The sequence below is a fragment of the Bradyrhizobium prioriisuperbiae genome (assembly GCF_032397745.1).
GTDB classification, from domain to species: Bacteria; Pseudomonadota; Alphaproteobacteria; order Rhizobiales; family Xanthobacteraceae; genus Bradyrhizobium_A; species Bradyrhizobium_A prioriisuperbiae.
Map to the genome: position 1 here is coordinate 1,805,333 of NZ_CP135921.1, position 17,849 is coordinate 1,823,181.

The 17,849-nt window shown below is 63.1% G+C and carries 14 protein-coding genes and 1 tRNA gene; 9 read left to right on the forward strand and 6 right to left on the reverse strand.

What is annotated here, in order from left to right; translation table 11 throughout:
- The first annotated feature begins 38 nt into the window (after positions 1-38).
- The 4 genes from RS897_RS08475 to RS897_RS08490 all read left to right on the forward strand — a co-directional run bounded on the left by RS897_RS08475 (position 39) and on the right by RS897_RS08490 (position 2,657).
- A complete protein-coding gene (locus RS897_RS08475; RefSeq protein WP_315836131.1) occupies positions 39-443 on the forward strand; it encodes a YccF domain-containing protein in 405 nt (134 codons plus the stop codon).
- 283 nt (positions 444-726) lie between these two features.
- The gene (gene exbB / locus RS897_RS08480; protein WP_315838561.1) at positions 727-1,485 is read left to right on the forward strand and encodes a tonB-system energizer ExbB; all 759 of its coding nucleotides are present in this window, start codon (positions 727-729) and stop codon (positions 1,483-1,485) included.
- Positions 1,486-1,491: 6 nt separating this feature from the next.
- On the forward strand, positions 1,492-1,920 hold the full coding sequence (gene exbD / locus RS897_RS08485; RefSeq protein ID WP_315836132.1) for a TonB system transport protein ExbD: 429 nt from the start codon (positions 1,492-1,494) through the stop codon (positions 1,918-1,920).
- The gene (locus tag RS897_RS08490; protein WP_315836133.1) at positions 1,917-2,657 is read left to right on the forward strand and encodes an energy transducer TonB; all 741 of its coding nucleotides are present in this window, start codon (positions 1,917-1,919) and stop codon (positions 2,655-2,657) included. The genes exbD and RS897_RS08490 overlap by 4 nt, the downstream gene beginning before the upstream one ends.
- Positions 2,658-2,749: 92 nt before the next feature.
- Here RS897_RS08490 and RS897_RS08495 read toward each other — a convergent pair whose 3' ends face one another.
- Together RS897_RS08495 and RS897_RS08500 are read right to left on the reverse strand one after the other, a co-directional pair.
- Positions 2,750-3,925 (reverse strand): IS481 family transposase, encoded by a 1,176-nt coding sequence (locus RS897_RS08495; RefSeq protein ID WP_315831254.1) that lies wholly within the window; start codon positions 3,923-3,925, stop codon positions 2,750-2,752.
- 407 nt (positions 3,926-4,332) lie between these two features.
- Positions 4,333-7,431, reverse strand: a complete 3,099-nt coding sequence (locus RS897_RS08500; protein WP_315836134.1) for a TonB-dependent receptor domain-containing protein — start codon at positions 7,429-7,431, stop codon at positions 4,333-4,335.
- Positions 7,432-7,752: 321 nt separating this feature from the next.
- On the opposite strand from RS897_RS08500, the gene mntR reads away from it, so the two are divergent.
- Both mntR and RS897_RS08510 read left to right on the forward strand, forming a co-directional pair.
- Positions 7,753-8,214 (forward strand): manganese-binding transcriptional regulator MntR, encoded by a 462-nt coding sequence (gene mntR / locus RS897_RS08505; RefSeq protein WP_315838562.1) that lies wholly within the window; start codon positions 7,753-7,755, stop codon positions 8,212-8,214.
- A gap of 97 nt (positions 8,215-8,311) precedes the next feature.
- Positions 8,312-9,736, forward strand: a complete 1,425-nt coding sequence (locus tag RS897_RS08510; RefSeq protein ID WP_315836135.1) for an amidase — start codon at positions 8,312-8,314, stop codon at positions 9,734-9,736.
- Between the two features lie 158 nt (positions 9,737-9,894).
- Here RS897_RS08510 and RS897_RS08515 read toward each other — a convergent pair whose 3' ends face one another.
- The gene (locus RS897_RS08515; RefSeq protein WP_315836136.1) at positions 9,895-10,620 is read right to left on the reverse strand and encodes a class I SAM-dependent methyltransferase; all 726 of its coding nucleotides are present in this window, start codon (positions 10,618-10,620) and stop codon (positions 9,895-9,897) included.
- 379 nt (positions 10,621-10,999) lie between these two features.
- On the opposite strand from RS897_RS08515, the gene RS897_RS08520 reads away from it, so the two are divergent.
- The 3 genes from RS897_RS08520 (at position 11,000) to RS897_RS08530 (ending at position 13,233) form a co-directional block, all read left to right on the forward strand.
- Complete coding sequence (locus RS897_RS08520; protein ID WP_315836137.1) at positions 11,000-11,503, forward strand: hypothetical protein; 504 nt, start codon at positions 11,000-11,002, stop codon at positions 11,501-11,503.
- A gap of 345 nt (positions 11,504-11,848) precedes the next feature.
- Positions 11,849-11,925, forward strand: a tRNA-Arg gene (locus RS897_RS08525).
- 258 nt (positions 11,926-12,183) lie between these two features.
- On the forward strand, positions 12,184-13,233 hold the full coding sequence (locus RS897_RS08530) for a tyrosine-type recombinase/integrase (protein WP_315836138.1): 1,050 nt from the start codon (positions 12,184-12,186) through the stop codon (positions 13,231-13,233).
- Here the strand turns inward: RS897_RS08530 and RS897_RS08535 are convergent, their stop codons facing one another.
- The 3 genes from RS897_RS08535 to RS897_RS08545 form a co-directional block, all read right to left on the reverse strand.
- A complete protein-coding gene (locus RS897_RS08535; RefSeq protein ID WP_315836139.1) occupies positions 13,234-13,800 on the reverse strand; it encodes a hypothetical protein in 567 nt (188 codons plus the stop codon).
- A gap of 346 nt (positions 13,801-14,146) precedes the next feature.
- On the reverse strand, positions 14,147-14,731 hold the full coding sequence (locus RS897_RS08540; protein WP_315836140.1) for a hypothetical protein: 585 nt from the start codon (positions 14,729-14,731) through the stop codon (positions 14,147-14,149).
- A 232-nt stretch (positions 14,732-14,963) separates the two neighbouring features.
- A complete protein-coding gene (locus RS897_RS08545; RefSeq protein ID WP_315836141.1) occupies positions 14,964-17,453 on the reverse strand; it encodes a DNA-primase RepB domain-containing protein in 2,490 nt (829 codons plus the stop codon).
- Positions 17,454-17,849: the final 396 nt, after the last annotated feature.

Sequence of the window (17,849 nt, forward strand, 5' to 3'; positions counted from 1 at the left end):
CCAGCCCACGCAGCAATTCTGGGAGCCGCGAGCCAGCCATGTCCCCGGTGTCTTTTCTTCTGAACGTGCTCTGGATCGTGATCGGCGGCTTCTGGATGGCGGCCGGCTGGGTGGTGGCGGCCATCATCATGGCCATCACCATCATCGGCATTCCCTGGGCGCGCGCTGCCTTCAACATCGCGATCTATACGCTGCTGCCGTTCGGACAGAGGGCGGTGTCGCGGGAAGAGTATTTCGGCCGGCAGGATGTCGGCACCGGACCTCTGGGGGTGATCGGCAACTTCATCTGGCTGATCCTCGCCGGCTGGTGGCTGGCGCTCGGCCATCTCGTGACCGCGTTGCTGCTCGCCATCACCATCATCGGCATCCCCTTCGCCTGGGCCCACCTCAAACTCGCCGGCATCGCGCTGTGGCCGATCGGCAAGGTGATCGTGCCGGCGTGACAGGCTGACGCAAAGGGCGCTGAGAATTGAAGCGCCTCGGCAGACAAGCAGAAAATGACCCTCACGGTCATCGCCCCGTCATGCGCCCGGCGCATGGAACAGCGTTTACAACATTGCGTAGTCCGTGCTACACCTTCGGGCCTCCACATCAAACTGGCCTGAATTTTCGAAGGGAAAGCGCGTGCCAATGACAATCAGCGTGACAGCCGAACGATCCCGCGATCTTGCGGACACATGGCGCGATCGGGCCATGCTGATGGCGCTCGTCGCCCTGCTCGCGGCGATGGCGATTCCGCTGCCGGTGCGGGCTGAAGACGCGATCGGCACCGCCACGCTGCCGCGGGACCTGAGCCCGTGGGGCATGTTCATGCAGGCCGACATGATCGTGAAGGCGGTGATGGTGGGCCTTGCGTTCGCCACCTTCGTGACCTGCACCGTGTGGCTCACCAAGACCGTCGAACTGATGGTGGCGCGGCGGACCGTGCGCGAGGCGCTGGCACAGTTGTCTCAGACCCGCAACCTGGAACAGGCGCTGGCGCAGGTGTCCGATGGGCCGGTGGCGGAATTTTTGCGCGCGGCGGATACCGAGCTGAAACTGAGTGGTGGCGGCACCGAGAAGGACGGCATCAAGGAGCGTGTCGCCTCGCGGCTGGATCAGCTGGAAGCGGAAGCGAGCCGGCGCATCAGCATCGGCACCGGCGTGCTCGCGACCATCGGCGCGACGGGACCGTTTGTCGGCCTGTTCGGCACGGTGTGGGGCATCATGAACAGCTTTATCGGCATCTCGAAATCGCAGACCACCAACCTCGCCGTGGTGGCGCCGGGCATCGCGGAAGCGCTGCTTGCGACCGCGCTGGGTCTCGTCGCCGCCATTCCCGCGGTGGTGGTCTACAATCTGTTCGCGCGCCAGATCGCCACCTACAAGGCGCGGCTGGGCGCCGCCTCCGCCGAGATCATGCGGCTGGTCAGCCGCGATCTCGACCACGGCATCCTCAACCAGGACGTGCTGCCCGACCGGCGCCGGCTCACGGCGGCGGAGTGATCTGACATGGGAGCGAAACTTGGCCGCAGCGGCGGCGACCTCGCCGAGGTCAGCGAGATCAATGTCACGCCGTTCATCGACGTCATCCTGGTGCTGCTGATCATTTTCATGGTCGCCGCACCGCTGTCGACGGTGGACATCGCCGTCGATCTGCCGGCATCGACGGCACAACCGCAACCGCGGCCGGACAAGCCGATCTATCTGACGGTCAAGTCCGACCTTTCGCTGGCGCTCGGCAACGACACGGTCAGCCGCGACGAGTTGCGCGGGCGGCTTGACGCGATGACCAGCGGCGACAAGGACAAGCGCATCTTCCTGCGGGCGGACAAGCTCGTGCCTTATGGCGAGCTGATGTTGACCATGAATCTGCTGCGCGAGACCGGTTATCTCAAGATCGCGCTGGTCGGCCTGGAGCAGGTGGCCGCGCCGCAATGACCCTGACCGACGACGAACGTTCCGACGCACGGCGCTGGCTCACCTGCAGCGCGATCGTGTTGTGCGCCTATGTGGCGGCGGCCGGCGGTCTCATGACCTGGCGCCCGTCGCAGCCGATCGAGGCTGCAGAACCCGCCGGCGCCATCATGATCGATTTCGCACCCCTGCCCGCCGCGCCGCAGGCTCCGCAAAATAATGTCGCGCCCGGCCCCGAGCAGGTGATGTCGGAGGCGACGCCCAAGCCCGAGATGGTGAAGCCCGACGAAGACAGGCAGGAGAAACTGCCGGAGATGCCGAATTCCGAAGTGGCGCTGAAGGCGCCCGAGCCAGCGCCGCAACCGGATGAAGCGCGCGAAGCCGCGCCCACCACATCGGCGCCGCAGGCGCAGACCGAACGCAGCGCCGTGCGTGCGGCGGCTCCCACCGAGGGACGGCCGGATGCGCAGCAGACCGAAGCCCTCGCCACCTGGAAGAGCCAGCTGATGGCGGCGATCGAACGCAACAAGCGTTATCCCGAAGCCGCCCGCGCCCAGCGCGCGCAAGGCATTGCGCAGATTTCCTTCGCGCTCGACCGCCAGGGCCGTGTGATTGAAACGCGCCTGGTGCGCGGCTCCGGCGCCACGGCGCTTGACGAGGAGGCGCTGGCGATCCCCCGCCGCGCGCAGCCGTTCCCGGTGCCGCCGCAGATGGGGGAGCGGATTGTGATCAACATGCCGATCCGGTTTACGGTGAAGTGAGGGCGGGCGTTGCTTCCTCATGACAATGATTGATGACGCGGAATTGGACTGAAGCGTTTCACCACCCACCAGTGTCATCGCCCGCGAAATGTTTAGCCCGGAGACATAGCTAACACCTGTTCGGACACATCACTAACAGGTTGGCCATTGGTCAAGTCAAACGTTGCGACCTGCCAACTGGCAAAGAAGATTCCATAGTGCCCGTCACGGTCCAGCGGCCTGATAGCGAGGCGCTCACCAAAGAATGCCTGCGGAACCTTCCACATCCGCCCCTTGAAGGAGATGTAGCTGCGCGTCGACGAGACCTTACGAACGATGTCGCCGCTGTCGTATTGGACTTCGGGAAGTCGAGGCGGCATGGCGCGGGAACTGGGCCGGAAGCGATCGGCAGGGACGTTCATGCCGAGCCCCTGATGAGGACGCTCCAGATTATAGACCATCCGCCAGGCGTCGAAGGCTCGTTGGACTTCCGGCAGGGTGCGGAAGCGACGCATGGCAAACACCTCCGCCTTCAGGGTGCGATGGAAGCGTTCGTTCTTGCCGCGGGCCTGCGGATGGCGCGGTCTGGCATGCACCACCCTGACGCCGAGCTTGAGCAGCCATACCTTCAGTCCGGTCCAATGAACGCCGGACGTGTCGCCCCAGGGTGAGCCGTTGTCGGTGTAGAAGGCCTCTGGCAGGCCATAACGGCGAAAGGTGGCTGTCAGATGTTCCTGCACGGTCAGACGCTGCTCGTTGGCGCAAGCCTTCAAGCACAGAGCATAGCGCGAATGATCATCGACGACGGTCAGCGGATGGCATTCCCTCCCACTGGTGAGCAAGATGTCGCCCTTGAAGTCCATCTGCCACAACAGATTGGGAGCTTCCTTCTCAAAGCGATGGCCCGGGTTTGGCGGCGCATGCTCGCTCGGCTTGATCCGGCCGTTCCGACACAGGATCTGATGCACCGTGGACGGTACAGGCACCGTCTGCCCACCCCGCTTCAGGCAATGGGCAATCTTGCGTGCTCCCCAGGCCGGATGCTTGTCACGAACAGCCAGTACCTGCGCCTCGATTGCAGCGTCGCTGCGCTTGGGCATCGCATGCGGTCGGCGGGAACGATCGGCCAGCTCTTGATCGCCCGTTTGCCAGCGAGCCAGCCATTTGTAGCCGATGTATGGACTGATGCCGAACTGCCGGCAGAGTTCTCGCCGGTTCACTCCCTCTTGCTGTGCAAGCAGCACAAACTCTCGTCGTTGATCCATCGCCGACACCTCGCGCCAGGGCATGGAAAGGGCCTCCCAAACAGGACCAATCCAGCCATTTTGACGTGTTAGCTATGTCTCCGAACACCTGTCAGTGATCTGTCCGGGCTAAACAGAAAGCGGGCGATCCAGTAAACGCAAGCGGGCGTGATGTGCGCAGCGCACCCCTCCCACACCGGGCGTACTGGATACCCCACTTTCGCGGGCATGACGCCGAGTGTGGAGGAGCGCAGTAGAATAGAGTGAAGCGCCTCGCCCTTCACCACTGTCATCGTCCGCGCGGGCGATGCAAAACACGCAGGCGTTCGTGATTTACGCGCCGGCCACCATCAGCACCGGGCGTACTGGATGCCCGCGTCGACCGCGGGCATGACACGGAGTGTGGAGAGGCGCAGTGCCTGACTATGCACCGCGCGCGGTGTCACCGCGCTTCAGTAGTTCGTGGTGATTCCACCCTGCGCGAACTTGTAGTTCACGCCGAAGCGAACGATGTCGTCGGTCAGGCGAGCGTTGAAATCGGCGGTGACGGTGGCGTTGATCGGGGTCTGCGGCACGACGCGGAGTGAGCCGAGGTCCGTGTGCAGATATTCCAGCTTGACCGACCACTGCTCGGCGATTTTGGTCTCAAGACCGGCGCCGATGGTCCAGCCGGTGCGGATGGCGTGGGTGTTGACCGCCGCGTTGGCGACGTTGCCGGCCGCATCATAGCCCGCGACATTGCCGGTGACGGCGACGCTGCCGACGGGAACGCCCATGGTGACGTAGGCCAGCGCCGCCGGCGTGATGAAGGTGCCGAGACGGCCACGCAGGGTGCCGACCCAGTCCAGCTGATGGCTGAGATTGCTCGTCACCGACGCATCGAGTGGCGCCAGCGCGGGATTGCAGACACTGGCCGCGCAGGTCGACGTCGATCCCGTGCGTTTGCCGGCATACTGGATGTCGCCTTCGAGGCCGGCGAGCAAGCGGCCGGAGACCCAGTTGTAGCCGCCCTGGCCGCCGACGGTAGCGGCATTCATCGCAAACGACGAGGCACCGCCGGCTACCAGATTGCCGGTCGATGCATTGGCCAGCGCGGTGTTGTCCTCGGAGCGGCCCCAGCCATAACCGGCATTGGCGCCGACATAGCCGCCGCCCCACCAGGCAGCAGCAGGCGCGTACGCCTCGCGGAATGCCCAGCCGCCGCCGCGCGGCGCCTTGACGGGAAGGCCGAAGGCGCTGGGCTTGTCGGCACCGTACTTGACGTTCATGAAGAATTTGAAGCCACGTCCCGGCTGCAGGATTTCATCCTTGTGGAATTGCACGGAGTTGCGCACGTCGGCATTCAGCAGATTGTCGCCGACCACGCCGCTGCTGACTTCCACCGGGCCCCACGGTGAATCCCGCCAGACATCGCGATGCTCGATCTGCAGCTTCAGGAGGTCATAACCCGGCGTGGAGGTGTCGAACTCGGAGAAATCGTTCTGCGTGAAGGCATGCAGCAGGCCGACACGCACGAACCAGTTGTCGTTGCGCCAGTAGGCGCCGCCACCGAGGCGCATCGGCGGGACGCGCGGCACGTTGCTGCCGTCGGTGAAGGTGGCCCGCACCAAATCGAACTGGCCGTCAATGCCGAAGATACCGCCCTGGAATGGCGCGAGGTCCCATTGCCAGGCGATCTCGCCGCCGCGGAAGATGGCGTCGCGCTGGGAATAGAACACCTGGATGTAGTCGGTGCCGGTGCCGCAGGTATCGAAGGTCGCCTGGCAGAGTTTGCCGGTGGCCGCGCCGAAGATGAAATTGTCGTAGCGGGTGTAGTAGGCCTTGGCATCGAAACGGAAATCACCGTCGATCCGCTTCAACCCGGCTTCGACCGTCTTGGCGGTTTCGAGCGTCAGCGCGGAGTTACCGATCTTGAAAGTCTTTTCCGAATCGTCGGGACCGCTGGCGAACAATTCCAGCGCGCGCGGCGCGCGCTCGATACGCTGGGCGGTGAGGCTCGCCACCAGCGACCACGGCAGATCCTTGATGGTGCTGACGCTGATGCTCTTGGGCGTGTAGTTGAGATCGGCCGGACTGCTGGTCGGCGCATTCGGCGGCGGCACCAGGCTCGACGGAAACAGGAATGCGGTGCCCGCGACATTGACGTCCTCGACACGGCCCGCCACCTGCGTGCGCCAGCTGTCGGTGTGCTTGACCTCTTCAAACAGATAACCCGCGACGGTCGCGGTCTGCGCCGGCAGCAGGATGGCCTGGCCGAAGGTGTCGAGTTTCTGGTAGGCGCCCTGGACGCCGGCAATGCTGGTCCAGGCTCCGATCGGCGTGGCGATCGCCGCGGATTCGACCTCGGCCTTGCCTTCCCATTGGCGGTTCTTGAAGGTCGCGCCGATTTCCTCGAAGCCGAGACTGCCGAGCGACACTTCATCATGCTTGTAGTCGGAATAGCCCGCCCAATAACGGACCACGGCAATCGCCGTGCTGTCAGGACGATACTCGCCCTTGCTGGTGACTTTCGTTTGCTGCAGGCGGTTGTGCTGCTGGGCCGCGGCGGTCGCAATGCCGGCGACATAATAGTCGCTGGTGAAGGTGGAGATCGCAGCACCAACATAACCACCGTCGAACAGATAGGATCCGCCGACGGCGGCGCCTTCGGCGCGCATCGCCGAGTTCGGCTGTTTTCCGGTGAATGCCGGCGCGGGCGACGGCGGCACCAGATAGGGATAACTGGGAATGCTGTAATCCGACGCCTGCCGGCCATAGACATCGGCATGGACGGCAAAGTTGCCGGCGCCGGCATCGAGCAGCAGCCCGCTTTCCCAGCCGCGGTTGACGGTGGTGACGGCCGAGCGCATTTCCGCGGTCAGCCCGCCGACCGGTACTGCGGTGGGAATGCGGTTGTTGGTGGCTTCGACCACGCCGCCCACCGCTTGCGAGCCGAACCGCAGCGCGCCGGGCCCACGAAACACCTCGGTGCTTTGCAGCGCCAGCGGATCGATGGGCACGCCGTGATCCTGCGCGATGTCGGCGACATCGACGGTGCCGACACCATTCTCCTGAATGCGCACCTTCGCATCCGCCAGACCACGCAGCACGGGACGCGCGGACCCGGCCGACAATCCCGCCGACGTGGCGCCCGGCATGGTGAAAAACGAATTGCTGAAACTGCCGCTGCTGTTGCTCTGCAACTGGCTCGACGTGAGGCCGGACAATGACGCCGACGGCGCGGGAAACGGTGAGACCGGAGCAGCCTGCGCGGGCGCCGTGGGAGGCGGTGTGAAACGCGGCGCGGGGGCGGCGCGCGCGACACGACGCGCCGGCTTGGGTTGCCGTCCCTCGACATTGACCTGGGGGATATCGATCTCGGCCGGGGCACTGGGCGAAGCGGCCGGCGCTGATGCTGCTGATGACGGCGACTGCGCGTCCGGTTGCGATTGCGGCGCCTGCGCGGCGGGCGTGGCCGATGGTTCCGGCGCGACCTGAGCGTTCACAACCGCCGACCATGACACCAGCGCAAGCGCCGAACTGCTCAAGAGAGCCAACCGTGTAAACCGCATCATTGTCCCCAGACGCCCACCAAACAGAACTTGCAAAGCCCGACTTGCGCCACGCGAGTTGCGAATGACTATCATCCGCACCAAGTTGTAGCATAGGCTACATACTGCTGCATCAGCTAACGTGTCAACATCGCCGTCTCAGGCAGATGCGGGACTGCGACAAATCTGCATCGGCCGGATGTATCGCGGACCACTTTCCTTCGGTGCGGAAACGCGCGTTGAATAAGCCTAAAATCGCGGCACGGCCGGTTGAAAACTGGCACGGCATGCCGCATGGTCGCGGCAGAGAATCGTGGTTTTCAGGTTTCGAGAGTGAGTTCAGTGTCGCTCAAGGCGCTCGCCCCCCGCGCAGTCGTGCAGGATCTTCCGACCGAGCAGGCCCAGGCCCGCCGCTTCGGCAAAGCCCGCTCCGCGCGTTCCACCGCGGTGCTGGAGGACTATGTCGAGTTGATCGACGACCTCTTGCGCACCACGGGCGAGGCACGCGCCACCGACATCGCGCGCCGGCTCGGCGTGTCGCATCCCACCGCTGTCAACACCATTGCCCGGCTGAAACGCGAGACGCTGGCCACCTCGAAGCCTTATCGCGGCGTGTTCCTCACCGAAAAGGGCGAGGCGCTGGCCAAACGCGTGCGCGCCCGGCATCGCCTGGTGGTCGATGTGCTGCTGGCGCTGGGCGTGCCGGCCGAGGCGGCTGAGGCCGATGCGGAGGGCATCGAGCATCATGTGTCGGAAGCGACCCTGAAGGCGTTTTCGCAGTTCCTGCAGAAACGCAAAACCTGATTTTTGCAAAGCCTGCTTTTGCATGACTGGCCGGTGATGCACGGGTAGCGCCGTCACGCATGGTCTGCATAATGCCCTGCAAAACGCGGGAGGCATCATGGCATTCAAGGATTTCGGCAAGTATGACGGGCTGGGGCTGGCCGAGCTCGTTCGCACCAAACAGGTGAGCGCGGACGAACTGCTGGACGAGGCGATTGCCCGCACGGAAAAGGTCGACCCGCAGATCAATGCCGTGGTCGTGCGCCACGACGAGTATGCCCGCAACCAGATCAAGCAGGGATTGCCACAGGGACCGTTCACCGGTGTGCCGTTCCTGCTGAAGGATCTCGATGCGCTGGCCGGCACCCGCACCACTTTCGGCGCCAGCCTGTTCAAGGATTACGTGTTCCATCACAACGGCACGCTGGCGCAGCGTTTCCTCGCCAGCGGCGTGACGATCTTCGGCAAGAGCGCGAGCCCGGAGTTCGGGCTGATGCCGACCACCGAGACACGGCTGCATGGTCCCACCCGCAATCCCTGGAATCTCGGACACTCCTCCGGCGGCTCGTCGGGCGGCGCCGCAGCAGTTGTCGCCGCGCGCATCCTGCCGGTGGCGCATGCCAGCGACGGCGGCGGCTCGATCCGGATTCCGGCCTCGGCCTCCGGCGTGTTCGGCCTGAAGCCGACCCGCGCCCGCAATCCGCTGGGGCCGGACCGCGGCGAAGGCTGGGGCGGATTTGCCTGCGGCCATGTGGTCAGCATCAGCGTGCGCGACAGCGCCGCGATGCTGGATGCGCTGCACGGCCCCGAGCCCTCGAGCCCCTATGTGGCGCCGCCGCCGGAGCGGCCGTTCCTCGAGGAGGTCGGCCGCGATCCGGGTAAGTTGCGCATCGCCTTCACGGACCGCTCCCCCAATGGAGACGCCATCGATCCGGAGATCGCGGCGGCCGTGCGCAACACCGCCGCGATGCTGGCGCGGCTCGGCCATCATGTGGAGGAGCGCGCGCCGCAGTTGCCGATCGACCCGGGACAAGTAATCGCGACCATCGTCGCCACCAACACCGCCCATTCGGTGCGGCTTGCCGCGCAGCGGCTGGGGCGCGAGATCACCGAGGACGATTTCGAACACATGACCCTGGCGATGTCACGCAATGCGGAGCGCGCCAGCGCCGTGGACTATGTCGCGGCTCAGCTCGGCGCATTCCAGATTTCGCGCGCGCTCGCGACCTTCTTCGAGAGCTGCGATGTGTTCCTGGCGCCGACCCTGTGCCTGCCACCGGTCAGGATCGGTGAGCTCGACACCATGGCTAGCGACCTCTCGCAAATCTCGCCGCTGCTGCGGCGCTATATACCGGGCACCAGCATGTTCAACATGTCGGGCCAGCCGGCGATGTCGGTGCCGCTGGCCTGGAATGCGGCGGGCCTGCCGCTCGGCATGATGTTCGCGGGCCGCTTCGGCGACGAAGCCACACTGTTGCGGCTGGCCGCGCAACTGGAACAGGAGCGGCCGTGGAAGGACAAGCGGCCGCCGGTGTGTGCTTAAGAGAAGCGCGGTGATTTTGTTCTTTGTCATTACCGGGCTTGTCCCGGTGATTTCGCTTAGGGGCGCAGTGCCTCCCTAAGCGAGGTTGTTCCCGCGACTTCGGCAAAGCCGAAGTCGCTGAGGACAAGCCCGGCAACGACAAAAAGGGACTAAACCCCCTATGGCCTGCGAAACTTCAGCACGAACTCATCGACCGGCGTCGGATTCCTGAACACGATCGCGGTGCGCGCATCCTCGGGATGGCGCAGGAAATCGGCGTCGGCGACGAACACAAAGCCGGCCGCTTCCAGCTCGCTGCGCAGCGTCGCCTCGGCGATGCGATGATAGGTCTTGCCGACGGTGGCGCCGTCTTCCGGCCGCGCCGAGTGATCCGTGACCACCAGCAGGCCGCCCGGCTTGAGCACCTCGAACAGCGCCTTGTCCATCCGCACGCGGTCGACGGGCAGGAACGTCGTGTCGTGGTAGCCGAAAAAGAAAGTAACGAGATCGAGGTTGCGCAGCGCCGGGTTGGACAGATCGTCGAACGGCGTGGTGACATTTTCGACATTGGCCATAGCCGGCGCCTTCATCCGCTCGGCGAACTTCTCCGACGCGCGATCGTGCTGGGCAAAGACCTTTCCGCCGGGCGCCACCGCGCGGGCCATCAGTTCGGTGCTGTAACCGGCGCCGGCCGCCATATCCAGCACACGCCAGCCGGGCTTCGGCGCAACGAAGGCGAGCAGCTTCACCGGATCGCGCTTGGCATCGGCCTGGCGATCGGCCTCGGAGCGATCGGTTGCTGCGACCAGCGCCGTGTAATCCTGCGCCCGCGCGGGCTGGGCCAGCAGCGTTAGAGCCGCGAAGGCGCAGTTGATCGCAATCCGGTGAAGGGTGGTGAAATTCATCAAAAACTCCCGTTTGCCGCGCGGCCCTGTTGTTGATGTCTGCGAGCCGGTCAGTCTTATTCTGACGCGTTTCTTCACACGAACCGGTATTCACTTCGCTGGAAAACGCTCTGAGCCCGGCCACATCAAGGCGATCGGGTGTTCAAGTCAAATGACATTGCCGACAGCGCAGCGGGGCCCAAAGGGACCATTTGTGACAGGGAATCGTGCGCCCTCTCCCGATTGTGTCGTCCCGGGCGGCCCCCTGAAACAAAACTCCCTGATAACGAAACCATTTCCCGCGCCGACGCAGACCGCCTGAAACCGGCCGTGGTTATCGATACGTCCAACAACAACGGCGGACATCGCCACAACAAACCAGACAACAGGGGTAACCATCATGACGATCTTCAGCGCAAAATCGATCCTCAAGGCCGCCGGCGTCGCCGCCATCCTGATGCTCTCGGCAACCGCAAGCCAGGCTCAGTCCAGCATCGCCCAGTCGGGCCCCTTTGCCGGATTTGACGGCTCCTGGAGCGGCAACGGCACCGTGCAGCTCGCGGACGGCACCTCCGAACAAATCCGCTGTCGGGCGACCTACAACGTTGTCGGCGGCACCGCGCTGAAGCAGTCGCTGCGGTGCGCGAGCGACAGCTACAAATTCGAACTCAGCAGCGACGTGCGGAGCCAGGGCAACCAGATTTCCGGCACCTGGGGCGAAGCCAGCCGCAACATCTACGGCAACCTGCAGGGCAAAGCCGGCAGCGGCCAGATCGATGTGTTTGTGGAAGCCGCCGGCTTTGCCGCGGAACTGACGCTGACCACCAAAGGCAACAAGCAGCTGGTGTCGATCAGCTCCAAGGGCCAGATCCGCGACGTCTCGATCAACATGGTCCGCAGCTGATTTTGACGGGGACGAAGCCCCCCTCTCGCCTCGCGCGTTTTGACAGTCACCGCTTTGCCCGGCCATAGCAGTCTGCGGTTGCGCAGACTGCGTAAACTTGTCTGCGATGCCGGGCATTCGCATTTTGGGGATACGCGCTTTGGCGCAACGGACCTGATGGACGGGCTTTCAGCCCGCCGCCACGACAAACCCACGACGGGCGGCCCGAGCCACCCGTCAGCCCGGCCGAGCCGCCATTCCGCGTGTTTGGGGCCTATGGCATTGCCCGAAAAGGCCTTTTGAGGCGTTCGAAAGCCCCAGCTTCCCGTTGCCCGCCCCGCCCCAATCAGCTAAAGGAAGCGTCACGCACCCGTAGCTCAGCTGGATAGAGCGTTGCCCTCCGAAGGCAAAGGTCACACGTTCGAATCGTGTCGGGTGCGCCAAAGAACAGCAACAACATCAGTTGCTTGTTGAAGCGCCCACGGGGCACTTGCCACCCAATCAGATTTGTCGGCACACTTTTGGCACAGTCGGCACAGCGCCGCTGCTCAAGTCATGAGTGGAGTACGATGGCGACAATTCGGGAGAAAGGTCCGCACCAGTGGCACGCGCAGGTGAGACGCAAGGGCTGGCCGATCGCAACCGCAACGCTACGGACCAAAAAACACGCTGAAGCCTGGTCGCGAGACGTTGAGAGCCAGATGGATCGCGGCATTTATGTCGATCGATCGGCCGGCGAGCGCACCACCTTCAAGCAAGCGATCGAACGCTATCTCAAGGAAGTGACCGACAAACGACCAGGCGAGGCCTCACGGCTTGCCGAGCGCGCCCGGCTTGAACGCTTCATGCGGGATGAAGGCGATCTATGCGCATATGCAGTTGCAAATCTGCAACCCGAGCATTTCGAGGACTACCGTGACCGGAGATTGACCCAGACGGCGAGCCGCGGCGCGCCGGGCGGACGCGGGCAATACAGGGGCGAATTGCGTAATGTGAAACTGCGGAAAGACGGCAAACCCAGGGCTAACGCGGCCAAGCCGAAACCTGCGCCCAAACCCGCGACGCTGATCGCACCCGGGACTGTTAAAAGGGAAATGACGCTCCTCAAACGCGTCATCGATCATGGGAAGCGGCGCTATGGATTGATGATCAACCCGGTCAACACCGAGGACGTAAAACGCCCCGTTGTGAACGACGAAAGAGACGTGCGTTTAAGCCATGAGGAAATTGACAGACTGCTGGCCGCGTGCCGGGAGGCTCGCAACCCTTGGATTGCGCCGATCGTCGAAATGGCTTTTGAGACTGGCGCTCGGCGCGGAAGCTTATTGAGACTTCGCTGGGAAGACGCCGACATCGCCGGCCGTGGCGCGCTCCTGCGGGGTGTCAAGAATTCGCGCAACCCCGAGGAGCGAATTGACGTGCAGATCGGCCTCACGCCACGCGCAATTGAAATTTTAGGCGCATTGGCGCGATCAATTAACGGTCAAGTGTTTCCGCTGTCCCAAAACGCTCTAAAGAGCGCTTTCAACCGCGCCCGTACCCGGACCGGGCTCGCGCATTTCCGCTTTCACGACACGCGGCATGAACGAGCATCGTCACTAATAGAAGCAGGATGGTCGGATTCAGCGGTGATGTCGCAAACCGGTCACCGCGATCCGAAATCGCTCAAACGCTATGTTACCCTGCGCAAATCTCATCTCGCCGACGCCCTGGCGGCGTTGCCGACGCGGACGAAGGAAGCGAGAAGCTAACTACTCGCTCGCCACTTGTCCGACGGTAAGCAGCTTGTCGCGCCCACACTGAAACGTGGGCCCGAAAGTGTCCGCCAGCTTCACCGCCTCGGCGTTAGCGTCGCGGCCGCGCTCAACAGCCACGACGGCAGCAACACAGGACGTGCGGTCGTTGTTGAGCTTATGAACTATCAGGGCCTGCCGTTGATTATCGAGAAAATATCGATGGATCGCCGCGATGGGCTTGCCGTCGCGGAGGCGCCACTCGATGGTGTTATGAGGGTCCGCAAAAGCACCGCCCAGCGCTGCGATCGCGCCGGAGCGCGGATCCGTAAGCTTCCCAAATGTCACCTGCGTACGTCCGTCGGCCGCCAGCATTTCGACCGGCCAGTTGTCCGGGCCCGGTCGACACCTCAGGGTAACGACTGGATTGTCGCGATCTCCAGCAGTCGTGATTGCCCGACACAAACGGTCGGCCGCGCCGTGCCGCACATCGTCAATGCGAGAAAAGACTGACGAATTAGACTCGGCCCGCGCCAGCGAGGCACAAGCAACGAAAGACGCCAGAACGGCAGAAAATAAACGCATCGTGCTGTCAGCTCCTCACCCCCACCAGGATAACGGCAATCGGTTCCCGCGAGATGTGCGCGACATTTCAAATTGTAGGATTGGGACAGCCACGCCCACGCGCCCCTGCGCGCGGGGAAAACATAGCTACACAGCGGCGGTACCACCCAACCGAACCGTAGCAATTCGCCGGTCTGCAGCGTTTTGTCCGGTTCGGATTTCTACTTCATCTTCGTTCCTTGCAACTACGATGAACCAGAGATGCTCCCTTCGCGAAGTCTGTCAATTTATTTGAGAGGCGCGGACGCCGAATGGTCAAGCACTATTGGTACTCAAAGACACATACCTGCGTATAGATGCATCGAATTTATGCGGCGAGAAGGCCTTCGTTGCGCTGAGTTAGAATTTCGTTCCATTTCCGCAAGATGGTCGTGTCTGCGGTCCGAAACTGCCATTTTGGATGATTCACATCGGCTACGAAAACAAACAAGCCACTGGCCTCGTGCGCTTTGGCGGCTGCTTCGATGTTGTGGGAGGCTGCCGTCATTGCGGCAGTCATTCCTACTCCGACGACTCTGTCGGCCCCCGGAGCCTGAATAGTCCAGCTTCTGACCATGGACCACGGGATTTCAACGGCGTTGTCTTCGTGCAGCACATACAAGTTGTGAGCGTCAATTGCGACAGCGTCAGCATAGGTGCCGCCCTTTTTTCCATAGGTATCGAGGTCCATGTAGTAGGGCTCTCCGCCGATGAATTGGAGGAATTTTTCATGGGTGTCGCGGGTAACGCTCGGCTCGAGTAGTTTGAAGCGGATTACGTTGTAAACCATGATCAATAGAAAGCTGATCGGGATCAAGATGATGGTGAGGCTAGGGGAAAGTATCAGGGCAACGATGAGAAAATTGACCAAAGGGTTAATTCGCTTGCTGCAATGAAGATTTTCTACGCGCATTTGATTTCTCATCGTTTTTGAGGCGTTCAGGAATAGCCCGACCGAATTCACATGAATATTTGCAAACAATAGATCAGCCGCGTGTAGAACAGTTTAGCAACGCATCTAAAGTTTTAGAAGATCGACGCGACGTCAGCGACTGAGCTTGCGCGCGCAATTCGTAAGCGCGGCATCGTCATCACCATGAACGTCGGTCACGCTGCGCGACCTACTGACCAGTTAGGCACCGCAACTATCGTCGCAGCGCTGGCAAACGGCTATTTTTCGGCCGGGCAACTGCAATTCGCCGGCGCGCGGCGTCAACGGTGCGTCTAGCATATTGTCCGGCGTCGGGATGACGCTCGTACACATTGGGTGACGCCTCCAAAATCGCGGCCTCGGCGTGCGCAGGCTCCCAACCCTGCTCCAACATCAAGGCGGCCGCGGCGAAATCGGCGCGCGACTCATCGCGGCTACCGTCGTCGGCCCGACGCACGTCGGCCCGGCTGCGGGCGGCTCGGAAGGCCTCCGCGGCCGAAGCCAGGTATCGTGCTCCACCGAGGTACACAGCGGCACGCTGTAGATCCTCGGCGCGGCGGGCGCGGCGATATTGCTCATTCTGTGCAGCGCGGACATTTTGGTCTTGCTGCTGCAAGGTAGCTCTCACTTCCGACAGCAATTTAGGCCCGGCGGGCGCAATATCGCCGGTCGAAGCGTGCAGTTTTGCAAAGGGAGCACCACGACGCTCGCTGCGACGCTCCTTTTTTCGGTTAGTGAATCCGGCCAGCCGGCCATACTGATTCCAACTCGCGGCGCCGGGGTCACCGCCGAAGCGTCTAGAGAGCTCCCTGGCCAAGTGTTGAGCTTCAGCGCGGGTGATCGGGTCACCAGCCACGCGGCACCAGCCATGGAATCGCCCCGGGCTCGACTCCACCTCGATCGCGAGCGGCAATCCGGCGGACTTCATTTGCGCGACCTGATCAGCGCTGAGGTCGTCGACAAAAACTAGTGGTGACCGGCGTTCGTCATCAAGTGCAGCGGGCCGGACAAAAATATCGCGATCAAGCGTATTCATGCGCTTCAACCATGCGATGGTGCGGTTTTCGGTCAGTTGCGCGGCCGTAAATCGGCGCGTGCGCTCCGGCTTCAGGTCGGCCCGATGTTTGGGCGGAATGATCCCGACCTCGAACGCCGGGCAAGCAAACGCCTGGACTTGCCGGCGGACCTGGTCGGCGGTCGGATCGCTTTTTACAACGACTCCTGCAAGCGCGGTCAGGCGCCTCAGTGACGGCGATGATGAAAATGGCGACATCGCCGGGGCCCTCACGGGTGCATCAAGTTCGGCCTGAAGAGCAGCGAGAGCATCTAATTTGCGCCTCTCGCCGTCGGCCCACAGACGCAGGGCCTCCTCAGGGGTCGCGTCCCCGGGGATTACCACGGGGGCAGAAGCGCCGACAGCAGTCGTGCGGGCGACATGCCCGCGGCCCGTCCGATGGCGAGGCCTATCAGCGACGACGGCACCGCGGCGATCGCTCCGGTCAATATTGCCACCAGCAGATGACTTCGACGCTGCCGTTGATCGACTTGCGTCGCGTAATTCGACACCGACTTGGCCTGATTGCTGACGTCGGTCACGAGGTAAATCAGGCTCGTAACCCTTTTCTCCAAGTTTTCGGCGGTCTGTTTCACCGCCGCTGAGTGAGACGATGGCAGACTCGCGGCGGTCATCTGAACCGCGTTCAGCGACGATTTTGCCTCGTGGCTCAAAGCACCCAGCGTGTTCCGGGCTTCCGTAGTCAGCTGCGCGATTGACTGTGCCACCGGTGTGATTGTCGCGGCCAGGCTCTCGATCGCGGCCGTGTGAGCGGCCATGATCTCGACCATCTGTTCGCGCGATTCGTCCATCTCCGCCCGGATTTCGCGCCGCCTCGCATCGGCTGACGCACTCGCGAGCGACATCGCGATCTCCTTTTTCGTCATAGTTCAAACCCCTCTTTTGTAGACGGCCCCACGAATAAGCCTTGCCCAGAGCCGCGCCGCGCATTTCGACGCCATCCAAAATAAAACTCAGGCCGGCCACCCGACCCGTGGACTGCAAGTTTGGCCTGACTTCCACGCCAGCGCACTGCAACCGCGCGACAAAGTCGAAGAAGGTTGCACCGCCGGAAACCGCGGCATCGACAGCTTCTTGCAGTTGCAATCGAACACTTGGCTGGTCGCGGCCTGCTGCGCCGAGCTCCCCGGCGGACGGGGACGCGCGGTGATTATCGCGCTTGGATGGGTCCAACAGGTGAGAACTCTCGACCTGAACGAGACCAAATTTGAGTTCGAGCGCGCGGATGCTTTGCTCCGCGCGCTTCCAGTCCCAAGAATCATTGACGACGGAGCCATCGCTGTTAATGCGGCTTGCCGCGATGTGAAGGTGGTCGCCATGCGAAAAAACACAATAGTGCTGATAACCCAGCGAAGTCGCGTGCAGCTCGGCCATAAGCGCCTGCTCAGCGAGCGAAGGGGGGTCGGCGGCGGTCCAGCGGAGCATGAGGTGTGAGACGGTAGTCGCGACGGCAGGGCGCTGGTCGGCGAGCATTTGAAAATGGGCCACCTGCTCGGCAGTGGTCTCGCCAGCAATTGTGCCGCCGAGGGCTGCGACACTTTCACGCTCGCGGCCCTGCGCATCTTGCGCGGCCGATACATAGGCAAGTAGCCCGGCTGCGTTGCCGCCCTTGGTGATTTTGCCAATCACAGGCGGGGCCCTCCCCCCGGACCATCGTTATCATCGGGAGCGCGGGGCAGTAGCTCGTAGGCCCCGTCTGCCCCCTCGCCGTCGCCGGCAACGGGGTCCGCGCTAGGTTGCTGCGTAAGATGTTCGGGGTGCTGCGAGCGGCGCGGGCGCGGGCGTGGCTTGCGATATTCGTCGGTTGGGTCGCGCCGCTTGTTTTCGGCGGCCGGGGGGAGCCCCGCCCCAACGCGTCGAGCATTTAGCGACTTTATGAGGTCGTCGTAATCGCGCAGTCGCGGTTCCACCGGATCGCGGAAAGCTTGAATGACCCTGCGGAAGACGGCGGTGAGCGCCGACGCGAGAAGGGCAGAATAACCGATCAACCATGAAATCGCTGTGCGCGCGGGCGCGATCACGGGA

Bases quoted from the DNA above. Each gene is read 5' to 3' on its own strand.
- RS897_RS08475 (WP_315836131.1), top strand. From the start codon at position 39: ATGTCCCCGGTGTCTTTTCTTCTGAACGTGCTCTGGATCGTGATCGGC.
- exbB (WP_315838561.1), top strand. From the start codon at position 727: ATGGCGATTCCGCTGCCGGTGCGGGCTGAAGACGCGATCGGCACCGCC.
- exbD (WP_315836132.1), top strand. From the start codon at position 1,492: ATGGGAGCGAAACTTGGCCGCAGCGGCGGCGACCTCGCCGAGGTCAGC.
- RS897_RS08490 (WP_315836133.1), top strand. From the start codon at position 1,917: ATGACCCTGACCGACGACGAACGTTCCGACGCACGGCGCTGGCTCACC.
- RS897_RS08495 (WP_315831254.1), bottom strand. From the start codon at position 3,925: ATGCCCTGGCGCGAGGTGTCGGCGATGGATCAACGACGAGAGTTTGTG.
- RS897_RS08500 (WP_315836134.1), bottom strand. From the start codon at position 7,431: ATGCGGTTTACACGGTTGGCTCTCTTGAGCAGTTCGGCGCTTGCGCTG.
- RS897_RS08510 (WP_315836135.1), top strand. From the start codon at position 8,312: ATGGCATTCAAGGATTTCGGCAAGTATGACGGGCTGGGGCTGGCCGAG.
- RS897_RS08515 (WP_315836136.1), bottom strand. From the start codon at position 10,620: ATGAATTTCACCACCCTTCACCGGATTGCGATCAACTGCGCCTTCGCG.
- RS897_RS08520 (WP_315836137.1), top strand. From the start codon at position 11,000: ATGACGATCTTCAGCGCAAAATCGATCCTCAAGGCCGCCGGCGTCGCC.
- RS897_RS08530 (WP_315836138.1), top strand. From the start codon at position 12,184: ATGGATCGCGGCATTTATGTCGATCGATCGGCCGGCGAGCGCACCACC.
- RS897_RS08535 (WP_315836139.1), bottom strand. From the start codon at position 13,800: ATGCGTTTATTTTCTGCCGTTCTGGCGTCTTTCGTTGCTTGTGCCTCG.
- RS897_RS08540 (WP_315836140.1), bottom strand. From the start codon at position 14,731: ATGCGCGTAGAAAATCTTCATTGCAGCAAGCGAATTAACCCTTTGGTC.